Annotated in this window: 18 protein-coding genes and 9 pseudogenes; 9 read left to right on the forward strand and 18 right to left on the reverse strand. The window is 50.5% G+C overall.

Translation table 11 applies throughout. The features are described from left to right. Positions 1 to 380: ISAs1 family transposase (locus tag DZ54_RS0111505; RefSeq protein WP_025674232.1), on the forward strand; the 380-nt coding region annotated here is incomplete at its 5' end. A 71-nt stretch (positions 381 to 451) separates the two neighbouring features. Here DZ54_RS0111505 and DZ54_RS23580 read toward each other — a convergent pair. The 4 genes and pseudogenes from DZ54_RS23580 to DZ54_RS21225 form a co-directional block, all read right to left on the reverse strand. Continuing rightward, entirely contained in the window at positions 452 to 913 is a 462-nt protein-coding gene (locus DZ54_RS23580) for a GH32 C-terminal domain-containing protein (RefSeq protein WP_025674233.1), read from the reverse strand. Further along, on the reverse strand, positions 913 to 1,353 hold the full coding sequence (locus DZ54_RS26815; protein WP_128080513.1) for a glycoside hydrolase family protein: 441 nt from the start codon (positions 1,351 to 1,353) through the stop codon (positions 913 to 915). Before DZ54_RS26815 ends, DZ54_RS23580 begins: the two co-directional genes overlap by 1 nt. Further along, positions 1,335 to 2,146, reverse strand: a pseudogene (locus DZ54_RS26140) (glycoside hydrolase family 32 protein). Before DZ54_RS26140 ends, DZ54_RS26815 begins: the two are co-directional and overlap by 19 nt. Positions 2,147 to 2,246: 100 nt before the next feature. Next, positions 2,247 to 3,240, reverse strand: a pseudogene (locus tag DZ54_RS21225) (LacI family DNA-binding transcriptional regulator). 284 nt (positions 3,241 to 3,524) lie between these two features. Here DZ54_RS21225 and DZ54_RS0111535 point away from each other — a divergent pair. After that, positions 3,525 to 4,958 (forward strand): sucrose-specific PTS transporter subunit IIBC, encoded by a 1,434-nt coding sequence (locus tag DZ54_RS0111535; protein ID WP_025674237.1) that lies wholly within the window; start codon positions 3,525 to 3,527, stop codon positions 4,956 to 4,958. A 27-nt stretch (positions 4,959 to 4,985) separates the two neighbouring features. Further along, the gene (locus DZ54_RS0111540; protein ID WP_025674238.1) at positions 4,986 to 5,921 is read left to right on the forward strand and encodes an aminoimidazole riboside kinase; all 936 of its coding nucleotides are present in this window, start codon (positions 4,986 to 4,988) and stop codon (positions 5,919 to 5,921) included. A 17-nt stretch (positions 5,922 to 5,938) separates the two neighbouring features. Here DZ54_RS0111540 and DZ54_RS23600 read toward each other — a convergent pair whose 3' ends face one another. The 5 genes and pseudogenes from DZ54_RS23600 to DZ54_RS0111565 all read right to left on the reverse strand — a co-directional run bounded on the left by DZ54_RS23600 (position 5,939) and on the right by DZ54_RS0111565 (position 11,203). Then, a complete protein-coding gene (locus tag DZ54_RS23600) occupies positions 5,939 to 7,318 on the reverse strand; it encodes a sensor histidine kinase (RefSeq protein ID WP_164831588.1) in 1,380 nt (459 codons plus the stop codon). 2 nt (positions 7,319 to 7,320) lie between these two features. After that, a complete protein-coding gene (locus tag DZ54_RS23605) occupies positions 7,321 to 7,917 on the reverse strand; it encodes a cache domain-containing protein (RefSeq protein ID WP_025674240.1) in 597 nt (198 codons plus the stop codon). 221 nt (positions 7,918 to 8,138) lie between these two features. After that, positions 8,139 to 9,159 (reverse strand): annotated as a pseudogene (locus DZ54_RS21240) (NADP-dependent oxidoreductase). 115 nt (positions 9,160 to 9,274) lie between these two features. Then, positions 9,275 to 10,431 (reverse strand): annotated as a pseudogene (locus tag DZ54_RS21245) (iron-containing alcohol dehydrogenase). Positions 10,432 to 10,597: 166 nt separating this feature from the next. Beyond that, a complete protein-coding gene (locus DZ54_RS0111565) occupies positions 10,598 to 11,203 on the reverse strand; it encodes a TetR/AcrR family transcriptional regulator (RefSeq protein ID WP_025674241.1) in 606 nt (201 codons plus the stop codon). Positions 11,204 to 11,364: 161 nt separating this feature from the next. On the opposite strand from DZ54_RS0111565, the gene DZ54_RS0111570 reads away from it, so the two are divergent. From DZ54_RS0111570 to DZ54_RS21255, 3 genes and pseudogenes are all read left to right on the forward strand, one after another. Then, on the forward strand, positions 11,365 to 11,664 hold the full coding sequence (locus tag DZ54_RS0111570; protein ID WP_025674242.1) for a DUF6916 family protein: 300 nt from the start codon (positions 11,365 to 11,367) through the stop codon (positions 11,662 to 11,664). 115 nt (positions 11,665 to 11,779) lie between these two features. Continuing rightward, on the forward strand, positions 11,780 to 12,013 hold the full coding sequence (locus DZ54_RS26145; RefSeq protein WP_240473984.1) for a hypothetical protein: 234 nt from the start codon (positions 11,780 to 11,782) through the stop codon (positions 12,011 to 12,013). A gap of 384 nt (positions 12,014 to 12,397) precedes the next feature. Beyond that, positions 12,398 to 13,943, forward strand: a pseudogene (locus DZ54_RS21255) (BCCT family transporter). Positions 13,944 to 14,021: 78 nt separating this feature from the next. Here DZ54_RS21255 and DZ54_RS26150 read toward each other — a convergent pair. The 8 genes and pseudogenes from DZ54_RS26150 to DZ54_RS0111610 all read right to left on the reverse strand — a co-directional run bounded on the left by DZ54_RS26150 (position 14,022) and on the right by DZ54_RS0111610 (position 21,017). Beyond that, entirely contained in the window at positions 14,022 to 14,219 is a 198-nt protein-coding gene (locus DZ54_RS26150) for a hypothetical protein (protein WP_240473985.1), read from the reverse strand. Positions 14,220 to 14,221: 2 nt separating this feature from the next. Next, the gene (locus tag DZ54_RS26155) at positions 14,222 to 14,476 is read right to left on the reverse strand and encodes a hypothetical protein (protein WP_240473986.1); all 255 of its coding nucleotides are present in this window, start codon (positions 14,474 to 14,476) and stop codon (positions 14,222 to 14,224) included. Between the two features lie 76 nt (positions 14,477 to 14,552). Then, positions 14,553 to 15,419 (reverse strand): annotated as a pseudogene (locus tag DZ54_RS26160) (aminotransferase class III-fold pyridoxal phosphate-dependent enzyme). 32 nt (positions 15,420 to 15,451) lie between these two features. Further along, a pseudogene (locus DZ54_RS21265) lies at positions 15,452 to 17,010 on the reverse strand (NAD-dependent succinate-semialdehyde dehydrogenase). Between the two features lie 153 nt (positions 17,011 to 17,163). Further along, positions 17,164 to 17,655 (reverse strand): Lrp/AsnC family transcriptional regulator, encoded by a 492-nt coding sequence (locus tag DZ54_RS0111595; RefSeq protein ID WP_025674243.1) that lies wholly within the window; start codon positions 17,653 to 17,655, stop codon positions 17,164 to 17,166. 10 nt (positions 17,656 to 17,665) lie between these two features. After that, positions 17,666 to 18,659, reverse strand: a pseudogene (gene doeB / locus DZ54_RS21270) (N(2)-acetyl-L-2,4-diaminobutanoate deacetylase DoeB). 177 nt (positions 18,660 to 18,836) lie between these two features. Continuing rightward, positions 18,837 to 20,023: pseudogene (locus DZ54_RS21275) on the reverse strand (M24 family metallopeptidase). 451 nt (positions 20,024 to 20,474) lie between these two features. Beyond that, positions 20,475 to 21,017 carry a copper resistance protein NlpE gene (locus DZ54_RS0111610; RefSeq protein WP_025674244.1) on the reverse strand — a complete coding sequence of 181 codons (543 nt, stop codon included), beginning with the start codon at positions 21,015 to 21,017 and terminating at the stop codon, positions 20,475 to 20,477. Positions 21,018 to 21,525: 508 nt separating this feature from the next. Here DZ54_RS0111610 and DZ54_RS21280 point away from each other — a divergent pair. Further along, positions 21,526 to 21,969, forward strand: coding sequence for a type 1 glutamine amidotransferase domain-containing protein (locus DZ54_RS21280; RefSeq protein ID WP_420804855.1), 444 nt, complete (start codon positions 21,526 to 21,528; stop codon positions 21,967 to 21,969). A gap of 107 nt (positions 21,970 to 22,076) precedes the next feature. Then, entirely contained in the window at positions 22,077 to 22,556 is a 480-nt protein-coding gene (locus DZ54_RS0111620) for a YaiI/YqxD family protein (protein WP_025674245.1), read from the forward strand. A gap of 38 nt (positions 22,557 to 22,594) precedes the next feature. On the opposite strand, the gene DZ54_RS0111625 is transcribed toward DZ54_RS0111620, so the two are convergent. Then, positions 22,595 to 23,497 carry a LysR family transcriptional regulator gene (locus DZ54_RS0111625; protein ID WP_025674246.1) on the reverse strand — a complete coding sequence of 301 codons (903 nt, stop codon included), beginning with the start codon at positions 23,495 to 23,497 and terminating at the stop codon, positions 22,595 to 22,597. A 168-nt stretch (positions 23,498 to 23,665) separates the two neighbouring features. Here DZ54_RS0111625 and DZ54_RS21285 point away from each other — a divergent pair. Next, positions 23,666 to 24,492: MBL fold metallo-hydrolase (locus DZ54_RS21285; protein WP_164831589.1), on the forward strand; the 827-nt coding region annotated here is incomplete at its 3' end.

The following is a 24,492-nucleotide window of genomic DNA, read 5'->3' on the forward strand; positions in this document are numbered from 1 at the left end:
ATTTGGCTTATGATTGGCCTGAATTAAAAACAATGGGCATCATGGTGAGTGTTCGTCAAGAAGGCAAACATGCCGAAGAGACAGATATTTCAGTACGCTATTATATAAGTTCCAAAGCACTTACTGCGAAAGAGCTTCACGATGCCACGCGCTCGCATTGGTTAATTGAATCGATGCATTGGCAACTCGATGTTGGATTAAAAGAAGATGCCTGCCGAATAAGGGTGGATGACCGAGCGGAAGTTTTCGGTAGAATAAGGCAGATGGTTTTTAACTTATTAAAGCAAGAGAAGAGTTTTAAAGCCGGTATTCAACGCAAGCGAATGATGTGTGCGATGGACCAGGAGTACCTGGCGACCGTGCTGGGAAGCCTTTCATGACGCGGATGTTCATGCGTTTTCCGTGGCGATATCGTGTTCGCCTTTGCGGGCTGTGATAACGCATAACAATGTTAACCAATACTCGCCTTTTTTAACGCATACCAATCAATCACTTTTGGTAGGGGAACATCGTTATGATCGCGTGTCAGTGCCAAACAGGTCGCGTCGGTAGTGCTGAAGTAGCGGCTGGTCATGGTCCATTGGCCATCTGCTATAAAGAACTCTAATGAACTGGTATCGGCGAGCACCTGTAGCGGCACATCTTCTACTGGCTCGGGCAAGTCAATACAGCGACGCGTGTCTCCTTCTGAGGAGAGGCTTGCACGTCTATCCAGCGTCAGGGTGCGGCTGTCACCGTCAATAGTCAGGGCACAGCCGGATTGCTTGCTTATTGGTGCATGAGTAGCAATGCCGCTGCGGCTGTGAAAATACAGGGTGTATTGGCCGTGAGTTGGAATGGGCAGCGTGGTGTTTAGCTCAAACTGTTTGGTGCCCAAATCTACGGTGGTCGCGTCGCTCTCGGTGCGAATCACTAGCAGCTGCTGAGGACCTCTGAGGCGCTGCAGCGCGGTCGCTGGACGCTGATAAATTTGGCCGTTTTGCAATGTAACTCACGTGGGCAAGTTAACTGATGAAGCCAGCCAGCGGTTTGGCTGGGTTGGTCCACTTCGTCTGGCAGGCCCATCCACGCAATCAGCATGCGCTTGTTGTCAGGGGTCTGTGCCGTCTGTGGGGCGTAAAAATCAAACCCATGATCCAGCACTTGCCAGTCATCAAGCGTGATGCCGTCTGCTTCTAGCGTGGCTTTGGCGTAACCATTGTGGTGAGGCACATGGTGATCGGGCGTTGGCGCTGTGCTGCCTTGTGGGCAGAGGATACAGAGCCATTGTTCGCTTAACTGGAACAGATCGGGGCACTCCCACATATAGCCATGGTCGCCGAAGCTGTCGCCACTTAACCGTCGTAGTGCCAATGCAGACCATCGGCGGAAGAATATTGCGCCAGGCGACCTATCTTGTCTTCACGTTGTGCGCCCAGCAGCATCCGATAGTTTTCGCCGTCGTGAATGACTTTGGGATCGCGAATGTGCTCGGTCACGCCAGCCGGTGGAGCATCAATCACCGGCCCCAGCTTTTCAAAGTGAATACCGTCGGTTGACCGTGCCACACATTGGGTGGTTTGTCTCAGGCGCTCGGGGCCAATACGGGTGTTGCCGGTGTAATAAAGCCACAGGGCGTCGTTCATCACCATAGCGTGGCCTGAAAATACCCCGTGACTGTCATACCAATCACTGGGCGTGAGGCCAAGAGGCGCGGTGTGCCATTGCACCCCATCTGGCTGATCAAATGCACCCAGAATTTGTCTTTATGCTCGCAGGCAAAAGGGTACCACTGATAGAAAAGGTGATAGTGCTCTTGAAAGTAAATAAAACCGTTGGGGTCATTAAGCAGACCTTGAGGTGGGCTAATATGCCAAGCCGGACGATGGAAATCCGTCTTGCTGGTGGGCGAATAGAAGGGCGCGGCTTGCTCACGCAGGTTTTGATCGATAAGGCGTCCCAGCGCGGCTAGTGCACATTCATCTACCGGCTGATCGAGTGTGATTTGGCGCAGTGAACCGTCAATGTCACTGATTGGCAGTGCTTCTTGGTTCACGCGCTCAAGCTCGATGAGCTCAATGATTACCTTGCCCTGATGACGCAATACGCGGCGTAGGTTATCTGCGCCACCGCACGCGTCAACCAAGCTTGTCGGGGTTATTTCCATCTATCCATACCAATTTATTTTCGGGAACGTTCCAAAAATAGCGAAAAAGATGGTGACGACGCAAGTAAAATTTCTCTGTATTGCGTTAACGACCGCCGTGTTAAGGGCAGGTGGCACGGCTGATGTAGCTAAAGCCCATCACTAATTTTGAAACATGGCTTTGGCCGGTTTCCAGTAATTCGAGCAGCATTTTTGCACCACTTTCGCCTGCTGCATCAAACGCATAGTTAAAAGTAGATAAGCTCGGCGATACCACGTGTGCCAGCTCATCATCGCCCACACCTACTACCTTCACCGTGTTTCCTGGCGTGATCCCTTGTGCTTGTAGTGCTTGGATCGCACCAAATAGCAATACGGTCGGTGGCACAAAACACGCCGTCTATCTCTGGGTATTGATCGAGCATAGCGGTCATCGCCACATGGCCCGATTGAATCGAGAATTGCCCTTGGTAGTGGAACAGCGGTGTTGTTTGGCTTAGCGTGGCCAAAGCATTTTCAAGCCCTTGATAACGCTGCTGATCAACCGCAATATCTTCGGCTTGAACGCCCAGAAATCCAATGCGTTGACAACCGGCTTTAATCAGTTGTTCACCAGCGCAAAAACCAACCCGATAGTCGTCATGAATCACGCTAGGAATATTGTAGGGAGAGCCATCTTGACCGATGATGACCACCGGTGCACTCGAGCGTTTAATCGCTTGGACCAAGGCCGGATTGAGCGTGGATGCAAACAACAGTATGCCCTCGACGCGCTTTTGGTTGAACAAATCGAGGTAATGACAAATACGGAGATCATCTTGGCGGGTGTTAGCCAAAAGCACCTGTTTTCCTTTTTGATCAAACACATGGCTAAGTCCGTCGACACTGGCTGACATCGCATTTGAGGACACTCGCGGCACAATCACACCGATGAGATTGGTTTTATTGGATTTTAAATCCTTAGCGATTTGGTTAACCACATAGCCGCATTGCTCGACGGCGCGGTTGACTTTCTCAATGGTGGCGGGTTTGACGCCATATTCTTGGTTAATCACGCGCGACACGGTCGATTTGGAAACACCCGCTAGACGGGCGACATCATTCAAGCTAGCCATGGATTCTCCTTTTTTGGAAACGCCATGATCGGCCTATTTGCCGATCCTTTGCAAACATACCTGTCTAAATGCCCTTTATTTAGTGATTTTAGTCACATTTACATCGAGAGTAGGGCAGCGATTTGATGATCGATCTCACAGCCACTATACCTGATACTTGATGCCTTATAGGATTCAGAACATCATTTTCGGGATCGTTCCCGAAAGTGTGGGGCGTGTAACTGCCACAATAGAATCAATAGCGACGGTGGCAAAGACGGTGAGAGCGTGCAGGGGAAGTAGCCATGAACTACCAAAAAGTAGCACAACAACTACTCGATAAACTGGGTGGAAAAGACAATATTGCAGCAGCGGCGCACTGTGCCACGCGGCTAAGACTCGCACTCCATGATGATAGCCTCGCGGATTTAAGCGCGATTGAATCGATTGATGGTGTGAAAGGGCAGTTCCAAGTCAGTGGTCAGTTACAGATTATTTTTGGCTCGGGTATTGTCAATAATGTTTATGCTGAATTCAGTAAATTAACGGGCCAGTCAGAGATGTCGTCGAAAGACGTGGCGGCTGCCGGTGCCGAAAAGCAAAACTGGTTACAACGCGCCGTGAAAGGGCTGTCGGATATTTTTGTTCCCATTATTCCTGCCATTGTTGCTGGTGGTCTGTTGATGGGGATTTTCAATATCCTCACCGCGCCTGGCTTGATTATTGATGGCAAGTCCTTGATTGAGGCCTACCCACAAATGGGTGACCTGGCCAATATAATCAATACGTTCGCCAATGCGCCGTTTGTGTTCTTGCCCGTACTGCTTGCATTTTCCGCGAGTAAAAAGTTTGGCGCTAATCCCTTTTTGGGCGCGGCGTTAGGGATGTTGATGGTCCACCCTGATTTGCTTAATGGCTGGGGCTTTGGTGGTGCGGCGGTATCCGGAGACATCCCTGTGTGGGAAATCTTTGGCTTTGAGATCCAAAAAGTGGGTTATCAAGGCTCAGTGCTGCCGGTGCTGGTTGCCACCTATATTCTTGCGCAAGTGGAGCAAGGGTTACGTCGCATTATTCCCTCGGTGCTGGACAATTTGCTGACACCGTTACTGGCGATTTTTATTACCGGACTGATTACCTTTACGCTGGTTGGCCCATTTACACGTGAATTAGGTTTCTTGCTAGGCGATGGCCTTAACTGGGTGTATGAGTCTGCGGGTATGGTCGGCGGTGCCTTGTTTGGCTTTGTGTATGCACCTTTTGTGATCACCGGGATGCACCACAGTTTTATCGCGATTGAAACTCAGCTATTAGCCGATATTGCGGTCACTGGTGGCACCTTTATCTTCCCGATTGCGGCGATGTCGAATATAGCACAAGGTGCTGCATGTCTGGCGTTTGGGCTTAAAACTGCGGATGTGAAAGCTAAGGGGATTGCGATGCCTGCCGGAGTAACGGCACTGCTGGGCATTACTGAGCCGGCGATGTTTGGTATTAATCTCAAATATCGTTATCCATTTATTGGTGCGCTTGTCGGTGCAACCTGTGCGGGTGCCTTTGTCACCTTCTTTAAAGTGAAAGCACAAGCGTTGGGCGCAGCGGGTCTGCCAGGGATCATTTCCATTCGCCCTGACGGTGTGGTGCCTTATATCATTGGTATGGCGATTGCCTTTGTCGTGGCGTTTTCCGTAACTTATGTATTGGGCGCCCGTAAAAAATACGCACAAGCTGCGGCGGCATAATTAAGCGTTAAACGAGGAGCAATCGAGATGAGCAAAGTATGGGTTACCGGTGATGCCGTGGTGGATTTGATCCCTGATGGCGAACATCACTACCTGAAATGTCCAGGTGGTGCCCCGGCTAACGTCGCCGTGGCAGTCAGTCGACTCAGTGGGCAAACCGGCTTTATTGGTCGTGTCGGCGGCGATCCGCTTGGGCGGTTTATGCAAACGACGTTGACCAACGAAGGCGTGGATACCCGGTTTATGCATCGTGACGAGGCGCAACGTACCTCAACCGTGTTAGTTGAGCTGGATGAGCACGGCGAGCGCAGCTTCACCTTTATGGTAAAACCCAGCGCTGACCAGTTTGTGCAGCCTTACGATTTCCCATTGTTCGAACAAGGGCAGTGGTTACACGCTTGCTCGATTGCTCTGGCGAATGAACCATCACGTTCTACTACACTCGGTGCCATGCAAGCGTGTCGTGATAACGGCGGCTTTGTCAGTTTTGATCCCAATTTGCGTGAAGATGTTTGGCAAAGCAAAGCGCAAATGTTGGATACCGTGTGGCAAGCTATTCTGTTGGCTGATTTAGTCAAAATCTCTGACGATGAGCTTGTCTTACTAACCAAACACCTACTTACCGAGAATCAGTCGGTGAAAGCTGGATTAGCTGTGTTAGCCGATCGCGCACCGAATGTGTCGTTGTGGGTGGTAACGCAAGGCAGTGAAGGGGCGCGAGTCGCGTTCAATAAAACGGTTTGGCAGGTACCAACTACGCCGGCAAACGTGGTGGATACCACAGGTGCGGGTGATGCGTTTATGGGCGGCTTGCTTGCTGCGCTATCCCAATTGCCTAACTGGCAGACGGCAGAAGCGGTGACTATGGCGGTGAGTCAGGGTAACCGCTGCGGCGCGCTCGCTACCACTGCAAAAGGCGCAATGACCGCATTACCCACAGCGGATCAGCTCAACGTTGAATAGCGCCATATCCGCGCAATTTACGACGCGCCCTCACTGTTGGGTTGGGCGCGTTCGGGGGCGATGAGCGGAATGGTCATAGTGAAACAGCTGCCTTTTTCCAGTTCGCTTTGTACCTCAATGCGACCACCGAGGATGCCGGTGACGAGGTTGAAGGTGATATGCAAGCCAAGCCCTGATCCGCCTTGGCCGAGTCGGGTGGTGTAAAAGGGATCGAAAATACGTTTTTGTACCTCGGGCGTCATCCCCGCGCCATCGTCACGTACGGTGATATTCACCCTATCCGTTTCTTCCATGGTGGCCTGGATTTGAATGCTTCCTGGTTTACGCTCGATAAATGCATGAATTAACGCATTGTTGATTAAATTGATCAGAGCCTGAGTGAGCGCACCGGGGTAGCTATTGAACTGGATAGATGCTGGAATCTCTACCTTGAGCGAGTGTTCCTCGTTCTGGAGTGTTGGGCGTAAAGAAAGGAGGACTTCGTTCACGAGGAGGTGAAGATCGAATTCGCGTATCTGATCGCTGGTTTGATCTACCGCGAGTTGCTTGAAAGCACGGATCAATTCAGAGGCACGTGACATATTGCGTTCAACAATACGCGCGCCTCCTTCAACGTGGGTGAGAAATTGGTCCAAATCGTCGCGCGTGATCGGTTGTTCGAGCTTTTGCATGAACGCTTTTTTGGTGTCGAGTATCGAGGTTGAGGACATCCGCGCATTGCCAATGGGTGTGTTCAGCTCATGAGCGACACCAGAGACCAACGAGCCGAGTGATGATAGTTTTTCATTCTGAACCAGTTCATCTTGGATGGCTTCGAGACGCGAAAGTAGGGCTTTGAGTTTTTCACCGTAAGCATTAACGGCTTGGCGCAATTCACCCACCTCGTTCATGTTACCTACCGTCAACTCTTGAGTGGTTTCACCCTCAATGAGCTCCCAGACTTGCTGGGTAGTCTGTTGAATTTTACCTAAAAGGTTGCGCGCGGTGATCGCGGCGATAATTCCCACAACGAGCAACAGCCCACCGATGGCCATCATCAGAAAAAATCCCATGTGATCAGCGGCAGCGGTCAGCTGACTTTTGGGAATTGCGAGGCCAATGACCCAGCCTGTTTGTGGAAAGTGGATAAGATGAACATACGATGCCTCGCCGAAAATACCGTCGCTCTCTATCGTGACTAGCTTACTCCCAGTTAGACTTTGAGTTGCGTTTAATGCTTGACGGAGCCATGGCAGTTGCTCGTCTAGTTCGTTTACAGTTCGTAGCGTATTTCGGTAGGGCTGAAACTCTATCGCCGATTCCGGGAAGCTAATTGCTTTTCCGTCTGCGTCTAGCGCGAACACATAGCCATCATTCTCTCGACCGTATTGTGACAGTATACTCGCAATATCAGCCAACCTCATATCCACGGTGCGACGCCAACAAACTCTTGGTCTTGGTGCATGGGTACAGTACAGGTGATCATCGGCGCTTTGGTATAGGGATCAATATAGGCGTTTGACCAATTGCAACGACCGACGGATGCGTCTTTTCCCGCTAGGTACCAACTTTTATTGTGGTAACCGTTGCCCTCAGGCTGGTTATAATCGTCGTAGTAGGCCATGGTTTTTCCCGAGCGTCCCCAGAAGAAACTGCGCCGTTCAACCCCTTTTTTGAAAGCCTCTGGCTCAGGCCAGATTCCACCACCAGCAATCGCAGGGTCGCCATAATTATTGAGGATCGGTGGAAAGGTGGTGCGAAAAAGGGATGCGTCTTTAGGGAGTATGGTGCCTGTTAACGCCATGGTGCTGGTTAGCAGTTCGACTTGACCGAGCTTGGCATTGAGCAAATCTAGGAGACCGTGCTGACTAATAGTGATTTTTTCATGCCGTTGTGTAATCAGATCGGGTTTTACTTTCCACTCGACCACCGCAAAAATTGTCATCAAAGCCATGACTAAAACAAGTGCAAATCCGACGGCGATTTGGTGACGGATCGTAGGAGTGGGTTTAGTCATTGGAGATACATCCTCTATCCTCAGCTGGTGTCCGTGCACACAGATCGTATGTTGCTGCCAGTGTTACCCAAACGCAGCAATGGTGATCAGGCCATCAAAAACAGTGTAGTCTTTCGTTTGCATTTTTGTGGGGTGAAATAAGCATATAAAAACCCCCTTAGTGATCCATCGCTAAGGGGGAGGCAGGGTTTTTCGGTATAACAGGTTAAAGCATGAAGACGTTATTTAATGTTGACCACCATCTTGCCGAAGTTACGGCCTTCTAATACATCAATCAGTGCTTGCGGCGCTTGCTCAAAGCCATCCACCGCGTGTTCACGGTAATGGATTTGGCCTTCGCCGACCCATTTGGCCATATCATGAGCGAACTCAGGGTAGCGGTGCGCATAGTCATCAAAGATAATAAAACCTTTGATGGTCAGTCGTTTAACTAAGATAGTCCCCATTAATTGTGAGAGGCGATCTGGGCCGTCGGGCAAGGCGGTGTTGTTGTACTGCGATACCAATCCACACACTGGAATGCGAGCACCGGTGTTGAGCAGTGGCATTACACCATCAAACACTTTGCCACCAACGTTTTCAAAGTAGATATCAATGCCTTGTGGGCAGGCTTCGGCAAGCTGCTCGGCAAAGTTGTCTGCTTTGTGGTCGATACAAGCGTCAACGTTGAGGTTTTCGCGGGCGTATTGGCATTTTTCTTCGCCACCAGCAATCGCGACGACGCGGCAGCCTTTTAGCTTACCAATTTGTGCGACGGTCGCACCGACTGGCCCGGTTGCCGCTGCCACCACTAAGGTATCGCCTTCTTTGGGTTGGCCAATGTCGAGCAAGCCCATGTAGCAGTAAAGCCTGGCATGCCTAGGATACCGAGCGCGTACGAAACCGGCGCAGATCTGGATTGAGTTTAATCAGGGTATCGCCGTTTACAACGGAATGCGTTTCCCAGCCTTTATAGGCCAGTACCCAGTCACCGGCTTGATAATCCGCATGTTGAGACTCCAGCACTTTACCCACGGTCGCACCGACCATTAGGCCATCAATTGCCACCGGCTCGGCGTACGATTTTGCATCACTCATACGACCGCGCATATACGGATCAATGGATAAGTGATGGTTTTCAATTAAAACATCATTCTCGCCGAGGGCGGGAATCTCCACTTCTTCTAAGCGGAAGTTCTCTGCGGTAGGCGCCCCCACGGGACGCGATGCAAGAACAAAACGTTGATTCATTGGTGATGACATTCGTTTCCTCCCTTATATATGGGGAATACAGATATGTATGGGTGACAAGGCGGCATGTAAGCGCGCCTCATCAACGCCATGTGTTAAAGCGACAGATTGAACGTGCGCTTTGCGACTACAGTGCTGCTTGAAGCACGCGGCGGCAAACATCCGGCGTGACGTCGCCGTGTTCACCCAGTTGGGTCATCCCGTGCTGAGTCAGGCCTTCAATCAGTGGCTCAATGGCGGTTTCATCTAAGCCGTAATCACTCATGCGTGTTTTCACATTCATACGCTCAAAGAAGTCGCGGGTTTTCTCAATCGCTTGCTGGGCTTTTTCAGCTTCACTGCCTTGCTCAATATGCCAAACGCGCTCAGCAAATTGTGCGAGCTTGGCTTGTTTTTGCTCAAACTTCTCGTTCAGCATCGCTGGCAAGACAACCGCGAGTGTTTGTGCGTGATCCAACCCGTGTTGGGCGGTTAGCTCGTGACCAAGCATGTGGGTTGACCAATCTTGAGGCACGCCCACGCCAATTAAGCCATTCAGCGCAAGAGTAGCGGTCCACATCAGGCTGGCACGCACATTGTAGTCTTCTGGGGTTTCTAGTGATTGTGGGCCAAGCTCGACGAGCGTTTGTAGCAGGCCTTCGGCGAACATGTCTTGTACCGGTGCATKTGCTGGTAGGTGAGGTATTGCTCAACCACGTGAACAAACGCATCCACGGCACCATTGCCGACTTGGCGGATCGGTAAGGTATAAGTTTTTACCGGATCCAACACTGAGAACTGTGGGAACACTAGTTCGCTCATAAACGGCAGTTTTGCCTGCATAGATTCACGATTAACTACCGAGCCTTTATTCATTTCTGAGCCAGTAGCTGGCAAGGTGAGCACGGTACCAAATGGCAGTGCGGTTTCGATTGTACCGCCCATGCTGGTGAGGATATCCCACGCATCGCCATCGTATTTTGCTGCTGCTGCAACAAATTTGGTGCCGTCGATCACTGATCCACCGCCGACAGCGAGCAGGTAGTCGTAGCCTTCGTCGCGTACTTTCTCGACGGCTTTCATGAGTGTGTCGTAGCGTGGGTTTGGCTCAATACCACTGAACAGGCCGAATTGACGCTGGCCAAGTGCTTGTTCAACTTCATCTAAGGTGCCCGTTTTTCGCGCACTCTGGCCACCAAAGAGCACGAGTACTTTTGCTTCAGCTGGGATGAGGCGATCCAGCTCGGCGATTTTACCTTCGCCAAAAACGATACGTGTGGGATTGTAGAACTCAAAGTTGTTCATTGCTCATACTTCCTTTTCATTATTGTCAGTCAATCAGGATTATCACAAGATTAGACCGGTCGTCTAGTTACAGTTTGTTTAAAACCCGCCGAGGCGGGCTTCATCCAATAAATGGTTATTGCGGTGCCAACCATCACCAGTCGCACCTGTTGGTTTGACGGTTATGCTAGTTAGCCAAACCAAGCTTTTGTTGGGTAATCGTCATTGCTTGCGCAAGATGGCTATCATTACGATGGAGCTTGGTTAACAGCGTTGCGCCTAGCCATAGTTGGTAAAGCGTGGTCGCGGTGGTTAATGCATTGCCATGGTTAAAGCTGTCTTCGTCTAGCGCGAGCGTATTTGCTAAAGCACCTATTAACTTATCGGTGCCATCACGAAGCGCAAGCCGCATCGGCTCTGACAAATCGGCCACTTCAGCACTTAACTTTACAACCAAGCAGGTTTGAACGGGATCCATGCTGCAGTACTGGGCTTGCCAGAGAGTAAAGTAGCGATGAACTCGAGCAATAGGCGGCATGGTCGTGTCTATCAACACGCTGTTTACCTCCGCCAAATAACGCGAGAAATAATGCTGTAATACCGCCTGACCAAATTGCTCTTTTGATGCAAAATAGTGATAAAACGATCCCTTAGGAACGCCAGCCTGTTTCAGTATTGCGCTGAGACCCACACCACTAAAGCCAAATTGCGCCATTACATTCACGCCCGTATCCAACAAGTGTTGGTGGGTAGCGTTATGACTGGTGTGTTCTAATGTGCTGCTTGATTTCATGTGGCGTAGCATAAACAAGATTAGACCGGTCGTCTAGTGGCGTGTGTGATTTTTTAAGCCTGCAATACACTAAGCTGTTGTGCATTGTCGAATTTTTCTTCTAATCTTAAGTAGAAGAATAATATAGCGTAGATACCCAATAGTGGGACGCGGGAGGGACGATGAATGTACTATCTTGCCAGCATGTCAGTGAGTTGATTGACCAGACTATTACCCTAATTGACGGAACCGATACCGAATATGCGATGACGCTTATTCGTGTTGAAACGCACCCTGGTCATGGCGACGAAATCAACGGGCATCTCGTCGAGAACTTTAGTTTGGTGTTGAAAGGACCAGAGGACGCTCGCTTTCCACAAGGCAATTATCTACTAAACCACTCAGAATTAGGCGAGCAAATCCTTCATATGCTGCCGGTCGGTGATGCCACGTATACAATTATCATTAATACCCAAGCTTGAACCATTCTTACTGTTGGTTAAATAACCGTCACTCAAGCACTTAGCTCTTCCTTTTGATAGATTAGTCGCGCAAATTAAGTAAAATGAAGCGGCTAAGCTAGCAGTAGGAGGTTATATGTTTGCCTGGCTGAGTGGCTTATTTGAAAAAGAACAGCTACAAGCGTCTGTCTGGGTGAAAGACATCATGGCGAGTAACCCAAAAGGGAGCTATGCCAAATACAAAAATTACTATGATCGTCACGTCAATCGGATACTGAAAAGTTACCACAGCGATTTTCTCCGCTTTGAGAAATTTGCGGCGCGTAACTATAAGTACAGTGATCAAGCCGTTTTATGGCGATCAAAATAAGCAAGCTATGCCTACCAGCTTGGGCAGCTAAAAGTGGCTGCTTGTATTACCGCCGCGGTGATTTCGACCTGCAACCGTGCCAAAAGAGGCGATGCACAAGTTCATCCCAAACTGTATCGCGCGACCATGGTGTTGCATAAGAAGATCCTGGAGACGGGCAAGACGACCAAAACACAAAAACGCGCAGAGCCAGCTTGATAATCGACAAGCTGGTGGAGTTTTGCGCATTTAATAAAAATGTCATAAATCTATTGAACCCCCGCCAAACCTGAATAAGTGATATCTGTCACGGTTTCTTTTCCATCCTTGTGAGTCAATTTGTTCTGGTCATTCATTCGCCACACTGATAGAGTCCCATCCCTCACACACCTTGTGAGCGAACTAATGCTTAAATCTACACAAAATAACGACCGACTTGTTGCTGTATTTACTATCGGCTTTGTCGCCGTCTTCCTTGCCTTTGCCCTGTTTGACCTAAAACATTTTTCCTCTGTGATCCAGTCTCTATTCTCTGAGTCTGCCAACCTTTTTGGTTACTGGTGGCAGTGGTTAATGGTGATCAATTTCGTGCTGGCGCTAGCGATTGGCGGCAGTAAATTTGGTAAATTGAAACTTGGTGCCACGGATACCGTCTCAATGAGTCGTTTCCGTTGGGTTGCGATGATCATGTGTACCCTGCTTGCCGGCGGTGGTGTCTTTTGGTCAGCGGCTGAACCTATCTATCACTTCATGACCCCACCACCCGCACTGGGTGAGATGGAAGCGGGTGTGATGGAAACCGTCGCCCCTGCGTTAAGCCAAAGCTTTTTCCACTTGGGGCTTCTTAGCCTGGGCGGTATTAGGTACCTTGGCGACGATTGTACTGATGTATGCGCATCACCAGGCAGGTGTACGCTTGCGCCCTCGTGCACTCTTGTATCCTTTGCTCGGTGACAAGCTAGAAAATCACTGGCTTGGCTCGGTGATCGACGCCTGTTCGATCATTGCCGTAGCTGCCGGAACCATTGGCCCGATTGGCTTCTTGGCAACCCAACTGGGCTATAGCTTGGAAAGCTTTGTTGGCATTGAGAACACGATGCCGATGCAGATGCTCATCTTGGCTGCTGTCGTCGCCATTTATTCCATTTCTGCGTTTACTGGCATGGATAAAGGCCTGCAATGGCTGAGCCGGATGAATGTCATCGGTGCCGCTGTGCTGCTTGGGGCGGTGATTGTGCTTGGTCCTACTGGCTTTATCTTCGAGCAATTTGGCTCAGGCTTTAGCTATTACCTAAACAACATGCACACCCTCGCGCTGAACACCGATAATGGTGGCTGGAACGCATGGTGGACCTGGTTCTTCTGGGGCTGGTTTATTGGTTTTGCCCCGATGATGGCTATCTTCATTGCGCGTATTTCTAAAGGCCGCTCGATTCGTGAGTTGATCTTTGCTGTTGCGATTTGTGCACCGATTGCCACTAACTTCTGGTTCTCAGTATTGGGCGGTACCGGTATTTTCTATGAGTTGCAATCACCCGGTAGCATTTCTGGTCCAATGGCGGATGCCGGCTTACCAGCAATTTTGATTGCGTCACTGTCGCAGCTGCCTTACAGCGTGATTTTGATCCCGGCCTTTATGTTGCTCACCACGACGTTTGTGGCAACCACCGGTGATTCAATGGCGTACTCGATTGCTATGGCTGTGTCTGGTGATAACCAACCGACCCGTAAACATCGTTTGTTCTGGGCGATTGTGATGGGTGTGGTCGCTGGCGTACTTCTGCTCGCTGGCGACGGTGGCTTGAACGCGCTTCAGTCGTTCATTGTGATCACCGCCGTGCCTGTGTCTTTCTTGATTGCCTTTACCTTTATCACCGGCCCTATTGCCGTGATGCGGATGCAAAAAGAGAAAGAAGCGAACTTAGCGCTAGAGCCTGCAACGGCAAGCTAACAGCGTCATAAGTGATCCACAATGAAAAAGCGCCGACTTGTCGGCGCTTTTTTTGCTTAATGGATGGGCGCTACCGTTCTACTTAGGTTGCCATTGTCCGCTGGTGACCAGTTTATCCATCACCTTATCGACTGCCACTTTGGCTTTTGCGACGATATCGTCCACTTCATTGGGCGTTACCACCAGTGGGGGCGCAAAACCTAGAATATCGCCGTGTGGCATCGCACGGGCAATCAATCCTTGCTCTAAGCATGCGGCCGCTATTTGTGGGCCCACTTTTAGGCTGGGATCAAAGTGACTGCGATGAGCGCGGTCAGGCGAGAACTCCAGCGCATGCAGTAAACCCACTCCACGCTATCGCCAATTAATGGGTGATCGGCAAAGGCGGCTTTCATTTTCATTTGCAGATATTCGCCCGTGGTTGCGGCGTTCTGAGTCAGATTCTCGCGCTCAATGATATCAAGGTTACATAAGGCCGCCGCGCGCCCAAGGGATGGCCAGAGTAAGTGTAGCCATGACCAATGGCGCCCCATGTATCGGTACCATCTTCCAGCACCTCCCAGACGCGATGCCCGACCATGACCCCAGACAATGGCTGATACGCAGACGTTAGCCTTTGGCGACCGTGATTAAATCGGGCTTCATGTCGTAATAAATCGAGCCAAAATCACTGCCAATCCGGCCAAAGCCACACACCACTTCATCGGCGATCAGCAGTACGTCATATTTGTCCAGCACTTTACGAATGGCCGCCCAGTAGCCTCGGGGGGCGGTACGATGCCACCGGTGCCAAGCACGGGTTCGGCAATCATGGCGGCGACGGTATCGGGGCCTTCAGCCAAGATCATTTTTCCAGTTCATCCGCACAATGTTGCGCGAATTCGGCTCAGTCATGCCACTGTCTTCACGGCGATAGTAGTAGGGCGCCATCGTGTGTTTGATACGTTCAATCGGTAAATCAAAGTGCGCATGGAACAAAGGCAGGCCGGTTAGTGAGCCTGACGCCACGCTTGAACCATGGTAGCCCCGGTCGCGTGAGATGATTTTCTTTTTCTCAGGTTTACCGCGGGCATTGTTGTAATACCAAACAATTTTAAGCTGGGTTTCATTGGCATCACTACCCGACATGCCGTAGTACACCTTACTCATGCCAGGCGCCATGTTGATCAGGCGGTCTGATAAGGTCACCAAAGCCTCATTGGTGTGGCCGACATAGGTGTGATAGTAGGCGAGCTTTTTCGCTTGCTCGTAGATGGCCTCGGCCATTTCTTCCCGACCATAGCCGATATTGACGCAATACAAGCCCGCGAAGCCGTCAATAAGCTCAATGCCTTCAGAATCGGTGATTCGGATCCCTTTACCTGACGCAATCACGCGACCAGGCATCTCGCCATGCGCATACTGCTTGAGGTGCGTGGAGGGATGGAACACGGTATTTCTATCTTTTTCTAGCAACGCTTTTGTTTCTGGACGCATGATCAGTCTCCTTATCCGTCAGCAAACCTGAATTAGCTGCCGCTCACCGTGGGTAAGCCACCTAAACAGTAGTATTTGATTTCACTAAATTCGTCGATGCCATAGCGGCTTCCTTCACGGCCCAAGCCCGACTGTTTGACGCCACCAAAGGGAATCGGGTGGCCGGTCATCTTCACTGAATTAACACTGACCATACCGACCTCGAGGCCGCGCAGACAGCGCCAAATATCACGAATATCATTACCATAGACATACGCCGAGAGCCCGTACTCAGTATCGTTACCCATCGTAATCGCTTCATCTAGGTTATCGTAGGCAATCACGACAGCGACGGGACAGAAGTTTTCCTCTTGATAGACCAACATTTCAGGCGTCACCTTGGTGATAAGCGTGGGGGCAAAGAAATTCTCACCCAGATTGGGATTCAATTTTCCGCCCATCACGGTCGCCCCTTTGGCAATGGCATCATCGACGAGCGATTGCGCTTTCTCCACCGCACGGCGTGAAATCAATGGGCCAATGTCTGTGCTTGGTAATAGACCATTCCCTACTTCGAGTTCATCCATTAGTGCGGCAAAGGCCTCGACGAACGCTTGATGTTTGTCACGCGGCACTAAAATTTTATTCGCTGCCAGGCAATCTTGGCCTGAGGTTTGGAATTTGGCATCGATAGCGGCGCGAGCGGCCTGTTGAATGTCCATATCCGGCAGCACGATAAAGGGGGCATTTCCACCAAGCTCCATGGCACATTTCTTCACCGTTTGCGCGCTTTGTTCTAGCAGTAGCCGGCCGACTCGGGTAGAGCCGGTAAAGCTGAGTGCTCTCACTTTGTCGCTTTGGCAAAGCTGTGCTGAGACCATGGGAGGATCGCCTAAGATGACATTAAATACGCCGGCAGGGATCCCAGCCCGCTCGGCAAGTTCGGCCAATGCGAGTGCAGAAAAGGGCGTTTCTTCCGCCGGTTTAACAATCACGCTGCAGCCGATGGCGAGTGCAGCAGCGGCTTTGCGTGTGATCATGGCATTGGGAAAGTTCCATGGCGTGATCAACGCGGCAACACCAATGGGCTCACGCAATGTGGCTAGGTGAGCGTTGGCAATATGGCTAGGCATGGTGTCGCCATACACCCGCTTAGCCTCTTCAGCGAACCAGTGGATGAATGAGGCTCCGTACTCCACCTCGCCCTCGGCATCGCGCAGCGTTTTGCCTTGCTCGAGCACCATCAGGTGAGCGAGATCGTGTTGGTTTTCCATGATCAGATCGTGCCATTTCATCAACAGTTTGGCACGTGTTTCGGCGGACTCGGCGCGCCACAGATGAAAAGCGGTCTCGGCGTCATCAATGGTTTGGTTAATTTGGTCGGCACTCAAGCAGCGGTGTAGCCCAATATGTCGCCGGTTGCAGGGTTTAATACCGGTGTATCGGACTCACCATTGACCCATTTACCATTGCAATAAGCGAGTTGGCGAAACAGGCGTTGATCGTCAAGATACGTGAGCACATCCGTACTGGCTTTACCGGTCGCATCGTGACGCAGCGTATTGGCCGCTGATCCTATGTCGTGCAGATCACGTGATTGGAATACGGTCATACTCCCTCCTTTGGCAAAATCGCCACGCTGCCTATCAGCGTTTGCTTACTCTTACTGTATGCAACTTATCGGAAAGAGGTTTTTTGTTAGACGACGATAAAACGGTATTTTTTTCTGAACCCTGCCTTTTACCGAATAAAATTTTCTGGAAGCTCACCCATTCGCGGCGGTGTCAGGGGCCTCGAGCGGAAGTGTGAGGGCGGGGCGCTTCACTTGTTTGGTGACGATGTAGGTATAGTACTGTTTGATGCCCAAATCATCGGTCAGCCAACGGTCAATCAAGCGTTGATAGTAGTCGATATCGGTGACGCCAAGCCGAACAATATAGTCAATCCCGCCGCCGGTGGCCCAGCATTCTTTCACATCGTCACAGGCTTGCATGGCACGTTCAAAGCGTTGGAAACTCTCCACATCATGTTGGCCGAGAGTGAGTTTCGACCTAACGACGGTATTGAGCTTGATCACGGCGTCAGGGTTGATACGCGCGCCGTAGCCTTCAATGACACCGGCTTGTTCGAGCCGTTTTACCCTTTCCCAACAAGGGCTCACCGATAGATTGATTGCCTGTGCGAGGTTCGACTTGGTCATCCGTCCATCTTGCTGCAGAATTTGTAGGATTTTGATATCAAACTTATCGAGCTTCATCCCACCTCCGTCACACAGGTTCAGCAATCACGGCAAAGGTATCGCGATATAGATCCGTCCGAGATGGCGTTTGGCCAGTAAAATGCCGTCTCGTTCGGCGTAATAGGGCACAGGCTCAACCCCAGTTCGCTCGATATTGTGGACTTTACCAATCAGATCACCGCGTTGAATGGTGTCGCCGAGGTGCACACAAAATTCGATAATCCCCGCGTGTTCGCTTTGCACATAACAATGCTTATCAGGCAGCTCCAGTGCTATTGGTGGAGTAGATGGATGACGGTATTCGCTTTGTAATATCCCTGAAAAAACCAAAAAATTATGAATGCCGCGTTGGGTGATCGCGATCGACTCAGGGGTGCTGGTGCCGCCGCCACCTAGCTCGGTGGTGACAAACACTTTGCCTTGTTGCTCCACGGCAGTGTCGTACATGCTGGTAGCGTCCATTTCGGTGGTTTGCACTTGATACGGCGCTCCAAACAGGCGAGCCCCTTCTGCACAGGCGTCGGCTTGTTGCAGGTTTTCTAACCGATGTGACGCCGCATAGGGAATAAGGTCTAGGGTTTTACCGCCCGAGTGAATGTCGAGTGCGGTATCACATTGCGGGATCAAATAACGGGTAAAGTAGTCCGCAATTTGCTCGGTGACACTGCCGGTCGGGGAGCCTGGGAAGGCACGGTTCATGTTGCCTTGGTCCCAAGGTGATGTGCGTGTGCCTGCTGTCACCGCAGGGGCATTCATCATGGGTAAAATAATCACCCGCCTTTAATGTTGCTTGGCATGAGCTGATGGCATGTATTGAGTAATGCTGTAATGCCTTCGTATTCGTCACCATGGTTACCGCCAGTGAGCAAAGCGGTTTTGCCTTCACCATTTTTAATCACGGTAATGGGAATAGTCACACAGCCCCACGCGGATTGATCGTGGGAATGGGGCAGTTTGAGAAACCCATGTTGTACACCGTCTGCGTGAAAATCGACTGTGGCTTCGATGGCTGTTGGTTCCATAACTGCTCCTTGCTATAACCGTTTCACTCTCGCCGCTGCTTTGGGCGCCGCGATCGCTATTGGCGTTTATTGACGCTTGTCACCTTTGTCGCCCTAGTGTGCCAAGTTTATAAGAGTGATTTTAAATCATGATGTTATGAGTGTAGCACCTGCCCACGGTACGCTAGTGTTTTACAACTAATGTTTTACAAATAGTTGCCGTGGCAAGTCACATAACGTTTGTGCCCCTTCTTGGGTGATAATAATGCTTTCAGTTGTTTCTATCCCCCAATCTTTCATCCAAAGGCCGGGCATAAAGTGGAAGGTCATGCCTTCGCGCAGGATCGTTTGATCGCTCGGGCGTAAACTCATGGTGCGCTCACCCCAGTCAGGTGGATAACTCAATCCGATGGGGTAGCCGCAGCGCGCGCCTTCGCGATCAAACCCATAGCGCAACAAGGCGTCGTTGAGGGCATTAGCAATGTCGCCACAGGTATTACCTGGTTTGGCAACCGCGAGACCGGCTTCAAGTCCTGCTTGTAGTGCTTCATCGGCCGTTTGAACTCATCGCCCGGCTCCCCCAAGAAGATGGTGCGTGACAATGGGCAGTGATAGCGACGATGTACGCCAGCGATTTCAAAAAATGTTCCCTCACCACGCTTAAATGGACGGTCGTCCCAGGTTAAATGAGGTGCTGCCGCATCGCCGCCAGATGGCAACATAGGCACAATGGCAGCGTAATCGCCAAAGTGACCGTCATGACCGACGACCGCGTGTTTACTGATTTCGGCTACCAGTAAATGTTTAGGCAGGCCGGGTTCTATCATCTCAAATGCCACACGGTGCATGTTCTCTACAATACGCGCCGCGGTGTGCATATACGTCAGCTCTTGATTAGATTTGACCGCTCGACACCAGTTAACCAGCCCAGTGGTGTCGACTAAAGTTGCCATCGGGAGGTTTTCTTTAAGGGACTCAAACGCCGTAGCACTAAAATAATAATTGTCTTTTTCTACGCCAATCCGGCCACGATCCCAGTACTTTTCTGCCAGTACATAATTGCAAAGGTACTCCATCGGATGGAGCGGTGGATTCATGACATAATGGTCTGGGTAGTAGGTGATGCATTCAGCGCTCATATAGACGGTTCGCAGTGCACCATTGGCATCTTGGATACGGCCAAACCATAAGGGATCGCCGGTTGAGCCAATCACGACACACTGGGGCACATAAAAAGACCAGCCATCATAGCCTGTCAGCCACGCCATATTCGATGGGTCGTGCACCAGCAAGGTATCAATATCGTTCTCTTCCATGGCATAGCGGACCTTGGCTAAACGGGCGCTGTATTCTTCGTATGAAAACTTCAATACAACGTCGCTCATACGCTGACTCCTGTTCAATCCCACGACTGTGGTACTTATAAAACGTACTACTGACCGGTAATCGAACTTGGATCAAGCGCGATTACCGGTGCAGAAAGGTGCCGTTTTTCGGTCACGTTATCGAACAAACGGAGGAGGCTCTCGTTGGCGCGCAGTCCTGATCTGTGCTGTTCTTGGTTGACACCTCCAGCTCGTCTGATGAGCGTTTAGCACCAACCGGATAAGATTTTGTTTCGCCTCTATTTAAGTGTTAAACCATAGAGTGAAATATCGTCAAGTTTTATTGGCAACAAATTTGTCACTTAACGTGCCAATTTGTGCAAACAGTGGGGCGGAAAGGAACGTAAATGGCGGTAATAAGGTAGAAAAAACAGGAAGAGAGCGTCAATCTGTGACCAAAAGAGAAAAAATATGCCTTACCACTGGCAGTGAGTGATAAGGCGTGAGCAGATTACTGCTTTTTCAGTTTATACATATCAGCCAGATCGCCGTCGATGGTCTCGCCATTCATATCTTGCATGATCACTTGGTTTTCGGCCACGAAGAATTGATTCGGGCTATCGGTCAAGCCTTCCAGAATGACAACACCACCTGTTTGATCCCAGGAAAAGGATCCTTCTTCCTTGAATGCTTCACCATCTTTGCCTAAGTAAGTTTTGCTGAGGACATAGGTGTTGTCTTGGTTGAGTGTGAGTGTGGTATCAATGCCTTCACAATCCGCGCATGGGATCACGCCTTGGTAGGTACCATTCCAGTCCAAAGATGTTTTAGCATTGTGGTGGTCAACCATATCAGAAACCGTATCTTCAGCGCTGTCGATAGCCATTTCAGCACTGTCCAAAGCTTGCTCTGTGCCTTCTTTTACTGCGTCTTGGGCGTTTTCTACGCTAGATTCGACTTGTGAAGACACCTCCTGGGAGTCGTTCGTTTGTTGTTCACAACCCACTAAAGCGGCCACGAGTGCGAGAGGAGCCAGTAGATATGTTTTTTTCATGTAGACCTCATTGTATCGATGTTTAAGTCTCAAAAGGTTGCGGGCAATAACCTGCAATGGATGACACTATTGTAGGCGATGCGCAGACCTGGCTGTCATTCCTGAGCTAGTATTACGTCAGAGAGAGACAAGGAAAGTAAATAAACGGTCAATTGATCTAAGCCGCGATCCATTACGTTTACACCTCTGACCTGTTAGTCTAGTTAATGACAACATAGTAAACGAATGAATTATCACCCAAACGCGTGACAAGTAAGGAGCGATGATGCAACAACACAAAATTTGAATTGGTGCTAACATCTCATGATGCCATGGGCGATACGGGTCACCAAACAGGCTTTTGGCTTGAAGAGTTCACCACCCCTTATTACGCGTTTAAAGATGCCGGCGCGAGCATTGTGGTTGCCAGCCCAAAGGCGGCAAGGCACCGATTGATCCTAACAGCGAAGCGGAAGATGCTCAGGCTGAATCAACGCGCCGCTTTGACGGAGACGCTGAGTTGCAAGATATGGTCAATAATACCGTCAAGCTGAGTGACATTAATGCTTACGAATATGACGCCATTTTCTACCCCGGCGGCCACGGTCCATTGTGGGACTTGGCGGAAGATCCAACCTCTCGTCAGCTGATTGAGACTTTCTACTATCAGGGCAAACCGGTTGGTGCGGTGTGTCACGGTCCGGCCGTGTTCCGCCATACGCGTTCCGATCGCGACGAGCCGTTAGTGAAGGGTAAGCGGGTCACCGGCTTTACCAACGGTGAAGAAGCCGCGGTTGGCTTAACTGAGGTGGTACCTTTCTTAGTCGAAGATATGCTTAAAGAAAACGGTGGCATGTACGAAAAAGCGGATGACTTTACGTCATTTGTGGTCACTGATGGCAACCTAGTGACGGGGCAAAACCCAGTATCGTCTGAGGCCTGCGTCAATGCAGTGTTGGCGTTGTTGAAGTAAGTCATCTCATTTTTCCTGACAAAAGCGCCTACGGGCGCTTTTTTTTGGCTTTTATAAAGATGATGCGGTTTAATGCAGGCATTGACGTTAAATGTAAGAGAGCCAGTATGCAAATATGGGTAGATGCGGACGCTTGTCCGGTCGCAATGCGCGAGATGATTGTTCGCGCGGCACACCGAACACAGATTCAAGCCACCTTTGTTGCCAACCAATTTATTCGTTTACCACCGTCGCCGTATGCCAGTTCACGTCAGGTCGAAAAAGGCTTCGATGTGGCGGATAACCAGATTGTCGCCGATGCCGAAGCAGGAGACTTGGTGATCACCCAAGACATTCCGCTGGCGGACGAAGTGATTGAAAAAGGCGTGATAGTGATAAACACCCGTGGTGAATTACTGACAAAAGAAAACATCCGCGCACGGCTTAATATTCGTGATTTTATGGAAACCATGCGCAGTAGCGGCGTGCACACGGGTGGGCCGGCACCGCTTGGCCCGCAACAAAAACAAGCCTTTGCCAATCAGCTTGATAAATGGCTGGTCAAAGCGCAGCGTCATCATGCCGCGCAAGTCAAATCGTCTGATTAATCCTGCGCGCTTTTTCTCTTACTAAATGGTTCCTCTCACTAAATAGCAACCGGTGCCCACTGGCTATCCGCGAAGTGGGCAATCAGCGCATCCAGCAGCGCACGCACCGCTGGTGGCTGGTTGCGACGTGACGGATACAAGGCGTAGATATCCATTGCCTTGGGTTGCCAATCGGGGAGCACGACCTCCAACTGACCTCGCGCAATGGCACTATGAGCCAGATACACCGGCTGCATGCTTACGCCCATGCCCTGAATAGCGGCACTGAGTAAGGTGGTCGCCTCATTGGCAAAAAGCTTCCCTTGAACCTTGACCGCGGCGTGTTCCTCACCTTTGTCTAAATGCCAAATCGGTCGATCAAACTGCTTGTAACTGAGACAACTATGCGCGGTGAGATCCTCGGGCGAGCGGATCGGCGCGTGAGCGGCCAAATAGTCCGGTGCCGCGACTAAGACGGAATCACACGCGGCGATTGGGCGTCCAATTAAAGACGGATCCGGGTTGGAAGCAATGCGGATGGCAATATCAATCCGCTCTGCAATCAAATCGGCCGCCTTATCTTGCACCTCTATATCCACTTCTACCTCGGGGTTAGCGGCCATAAAGGGCTTGACGGCGGGGATCAGTTGCGCAAAGCCAAACGACATACTGGTGGCCACCCGCACTTTGCCGGTCAAGCCCGCATCTTGTTGCCATTGCTGTGTCAATGCATTGGCCTGCTCAACCCATTGTTCCAGTTGCGGCAAGCTTTGCTCGCCGGCGGAAGTTAACGATACTTTGCGCGTGGTACGCTGCAATAAGCGTATGCCTAGCCAGTCTTCTAGCGCTTCGACGTGGCGAGTCACCATAGGGCGCGACATCTCGAGCCGCTCGGCAGTGGCGGTAAAACTTTGCGTCAGTGCCACATCAATCAGCACTCGGGCTGCAGTTAGTGTATCCATGTCAATCTCATCTATGCTTAAGAGCTAGCCGTTCGTAAGGCGGTACGAACAGTTTATATGCTCGAATTATGAAATAATGATGTAAATTATTAGCTATATATATGAACAAGTCGAGCCCGTAAACTGCACAGCATCTCAACACCGAATGCAAAACAACGGAGCACGACGATGAAATTGATAAAAACTCTAGCCGCCTCTTTATTACTAACGGGTAGCGCGATGGCAGCAAATAATGCTGAACCCTTAAACCTAGACGTGTATAACGCGGATGGTAACAGCTTCCACGTAAACTCAACCTTAGTGTATGGCGAGACCGAAGCCATGGTGGTTGATACGGGCTTTACCAAAGCAGACGCATTGCGCATTGCCGCCAAAGTATTGGACTCAGGCAAAGAACTGACCACCATCTTTGTCAGCCAAGCGGATCCCGATTATTACTTTGGTGCCGAAGTGCTGCACGGTATGTTCCCTGACGCAAAAGTGATCACCACACCGGCAGTACGCGCCACGATTGCCGAAAAGCTGGACGGTAAAATGGCATTTTGGACCCCAAAAATGGGTGATAACGCACCGCAAACCCCGATTGTGCCTGCCGCTTATACGCGTTCATCATTGACACTGGATGGCCGAAAAATTGAAATCCATGGTGCCAAAGGTGACTTGGCGCACCGTCCGTATCTTTGGATCCCGGGCAACAAAGCGATCCTGGGTAATGTCGCCGTGTATGGCAACGTCCACCTTTGGATGGCAGACGCACAATCTGACCAAGCACGTGAAGGTTGGGCCGCACAGCTAGATGAAATGGCAGCACTGAAGCCTAACGTGGTGATCCCAGGCCACATGACAGCGGGCACGGCACTGAACGCTGACACCATTACCTTTGCTCAGCAATATTTGAAAGACTTTGCCGAAGCGAAAGCAAACAGCAAAGACAGCGCTGAGCTGATTAAAACCATGCAAGCGAAATATCCGAAAAGCAGGTCTGCCGATGGCTT

Origin of the sequence: Salinivibrio socompensis S35 (assembly GCF_000513715.1) — a bacterium.
GTDB lineage: Bacteria > Pseudomonadota > Gammaproteobacteria > Enterobacterales > Vibrionaceae > Salinivibrio > Salinivibrio socompensis.

Bases quoted from the DNA above. Each gene is read 5' to 3' on its own strand.
- DZ54_RS26145 (WP_240473984.1), top strand. From the start codon at position 11,780: ATGTTTGCCTGGCTGAGTGGCTTATTTGAAAAAGAACAGCTACAAGCG.
- DZ54_RS0111625 (WP_025674246.1), bottom strand. From the start codon at position 23,497: ATGGATACACTAACTGCAGCCCGAGTGCTGATTGATGTGGCACTGACG.
- DZ54_RS0111570 (WP_025674242.1), top strand. From the start codon at position 11,365: ATGAATGTACTATCTTGCCAGCATGTCAGTGAGTTGATTGACCAGACT.
- DZ54_RS0111610 (WP_025674244.1), bottom strand. From the start codon at position 21,017: ATGAAAAAAACATATCTACTGGCTCCTCTCGCACTCGTGGCCGCTTTA.
- DZ54_RS0111565 (WP_025674241.1), bottom strand. From the start codon at position 11,203: ATGAAATCAAGCAGCACATTAGAACACACCAGTCATAACGCTACCCAC.
- DZ54_RS23605 (WP_025674240.1), bottom strand. From the start codon at position 7,917: ATGACTAAACCCACTCCTACGATCCGTCACCAAATCGCCGTCGGATTT.
- DZ54_RS0111595 (WP_025674243.1), bottom strand. From the start codon at position 17,655: ATGAAGCTCGATAAGTTTGATATCAAAATCCTACAAATTCTGCAGCAA.
- DZ54_RS21280 (WP_420804855.1), top strand. From the start codon at position 21,526: ATGGTCAATAATACCGTCAAGCTGAGTGACATTAATGCTTACGAATAT.
- DZ54_RS0111620 (WP_025674245.1), top strand. From the start codon at position 22,077: ATGCAAATATGGGTAGATGCGGACGCTTGTCCGGTCGCAATGCGCGAG.
- DZ54_RS0111540 (WP_025674238.1), top strand. From the start codon at position 4,986: ATGAGCAAAGTATGGGTTACCGGTGATGCCGTGGTGGATTTGATCCCT.
- DZ54_RS0111535 (WP_025674237.1), top strand. From the start codon at position 3,525: ATGAACTACCAAAAAGTAGCACAACAACTACTCGATAAACTGGGTGGA.
- DZ54_RS26155 (WP_240473986.1), bottom strand. From the start codon at position 14,476: ATGGGGCGCCATTGGTCATGGCTACACTTACTCTGGCCATCCCTTGGG.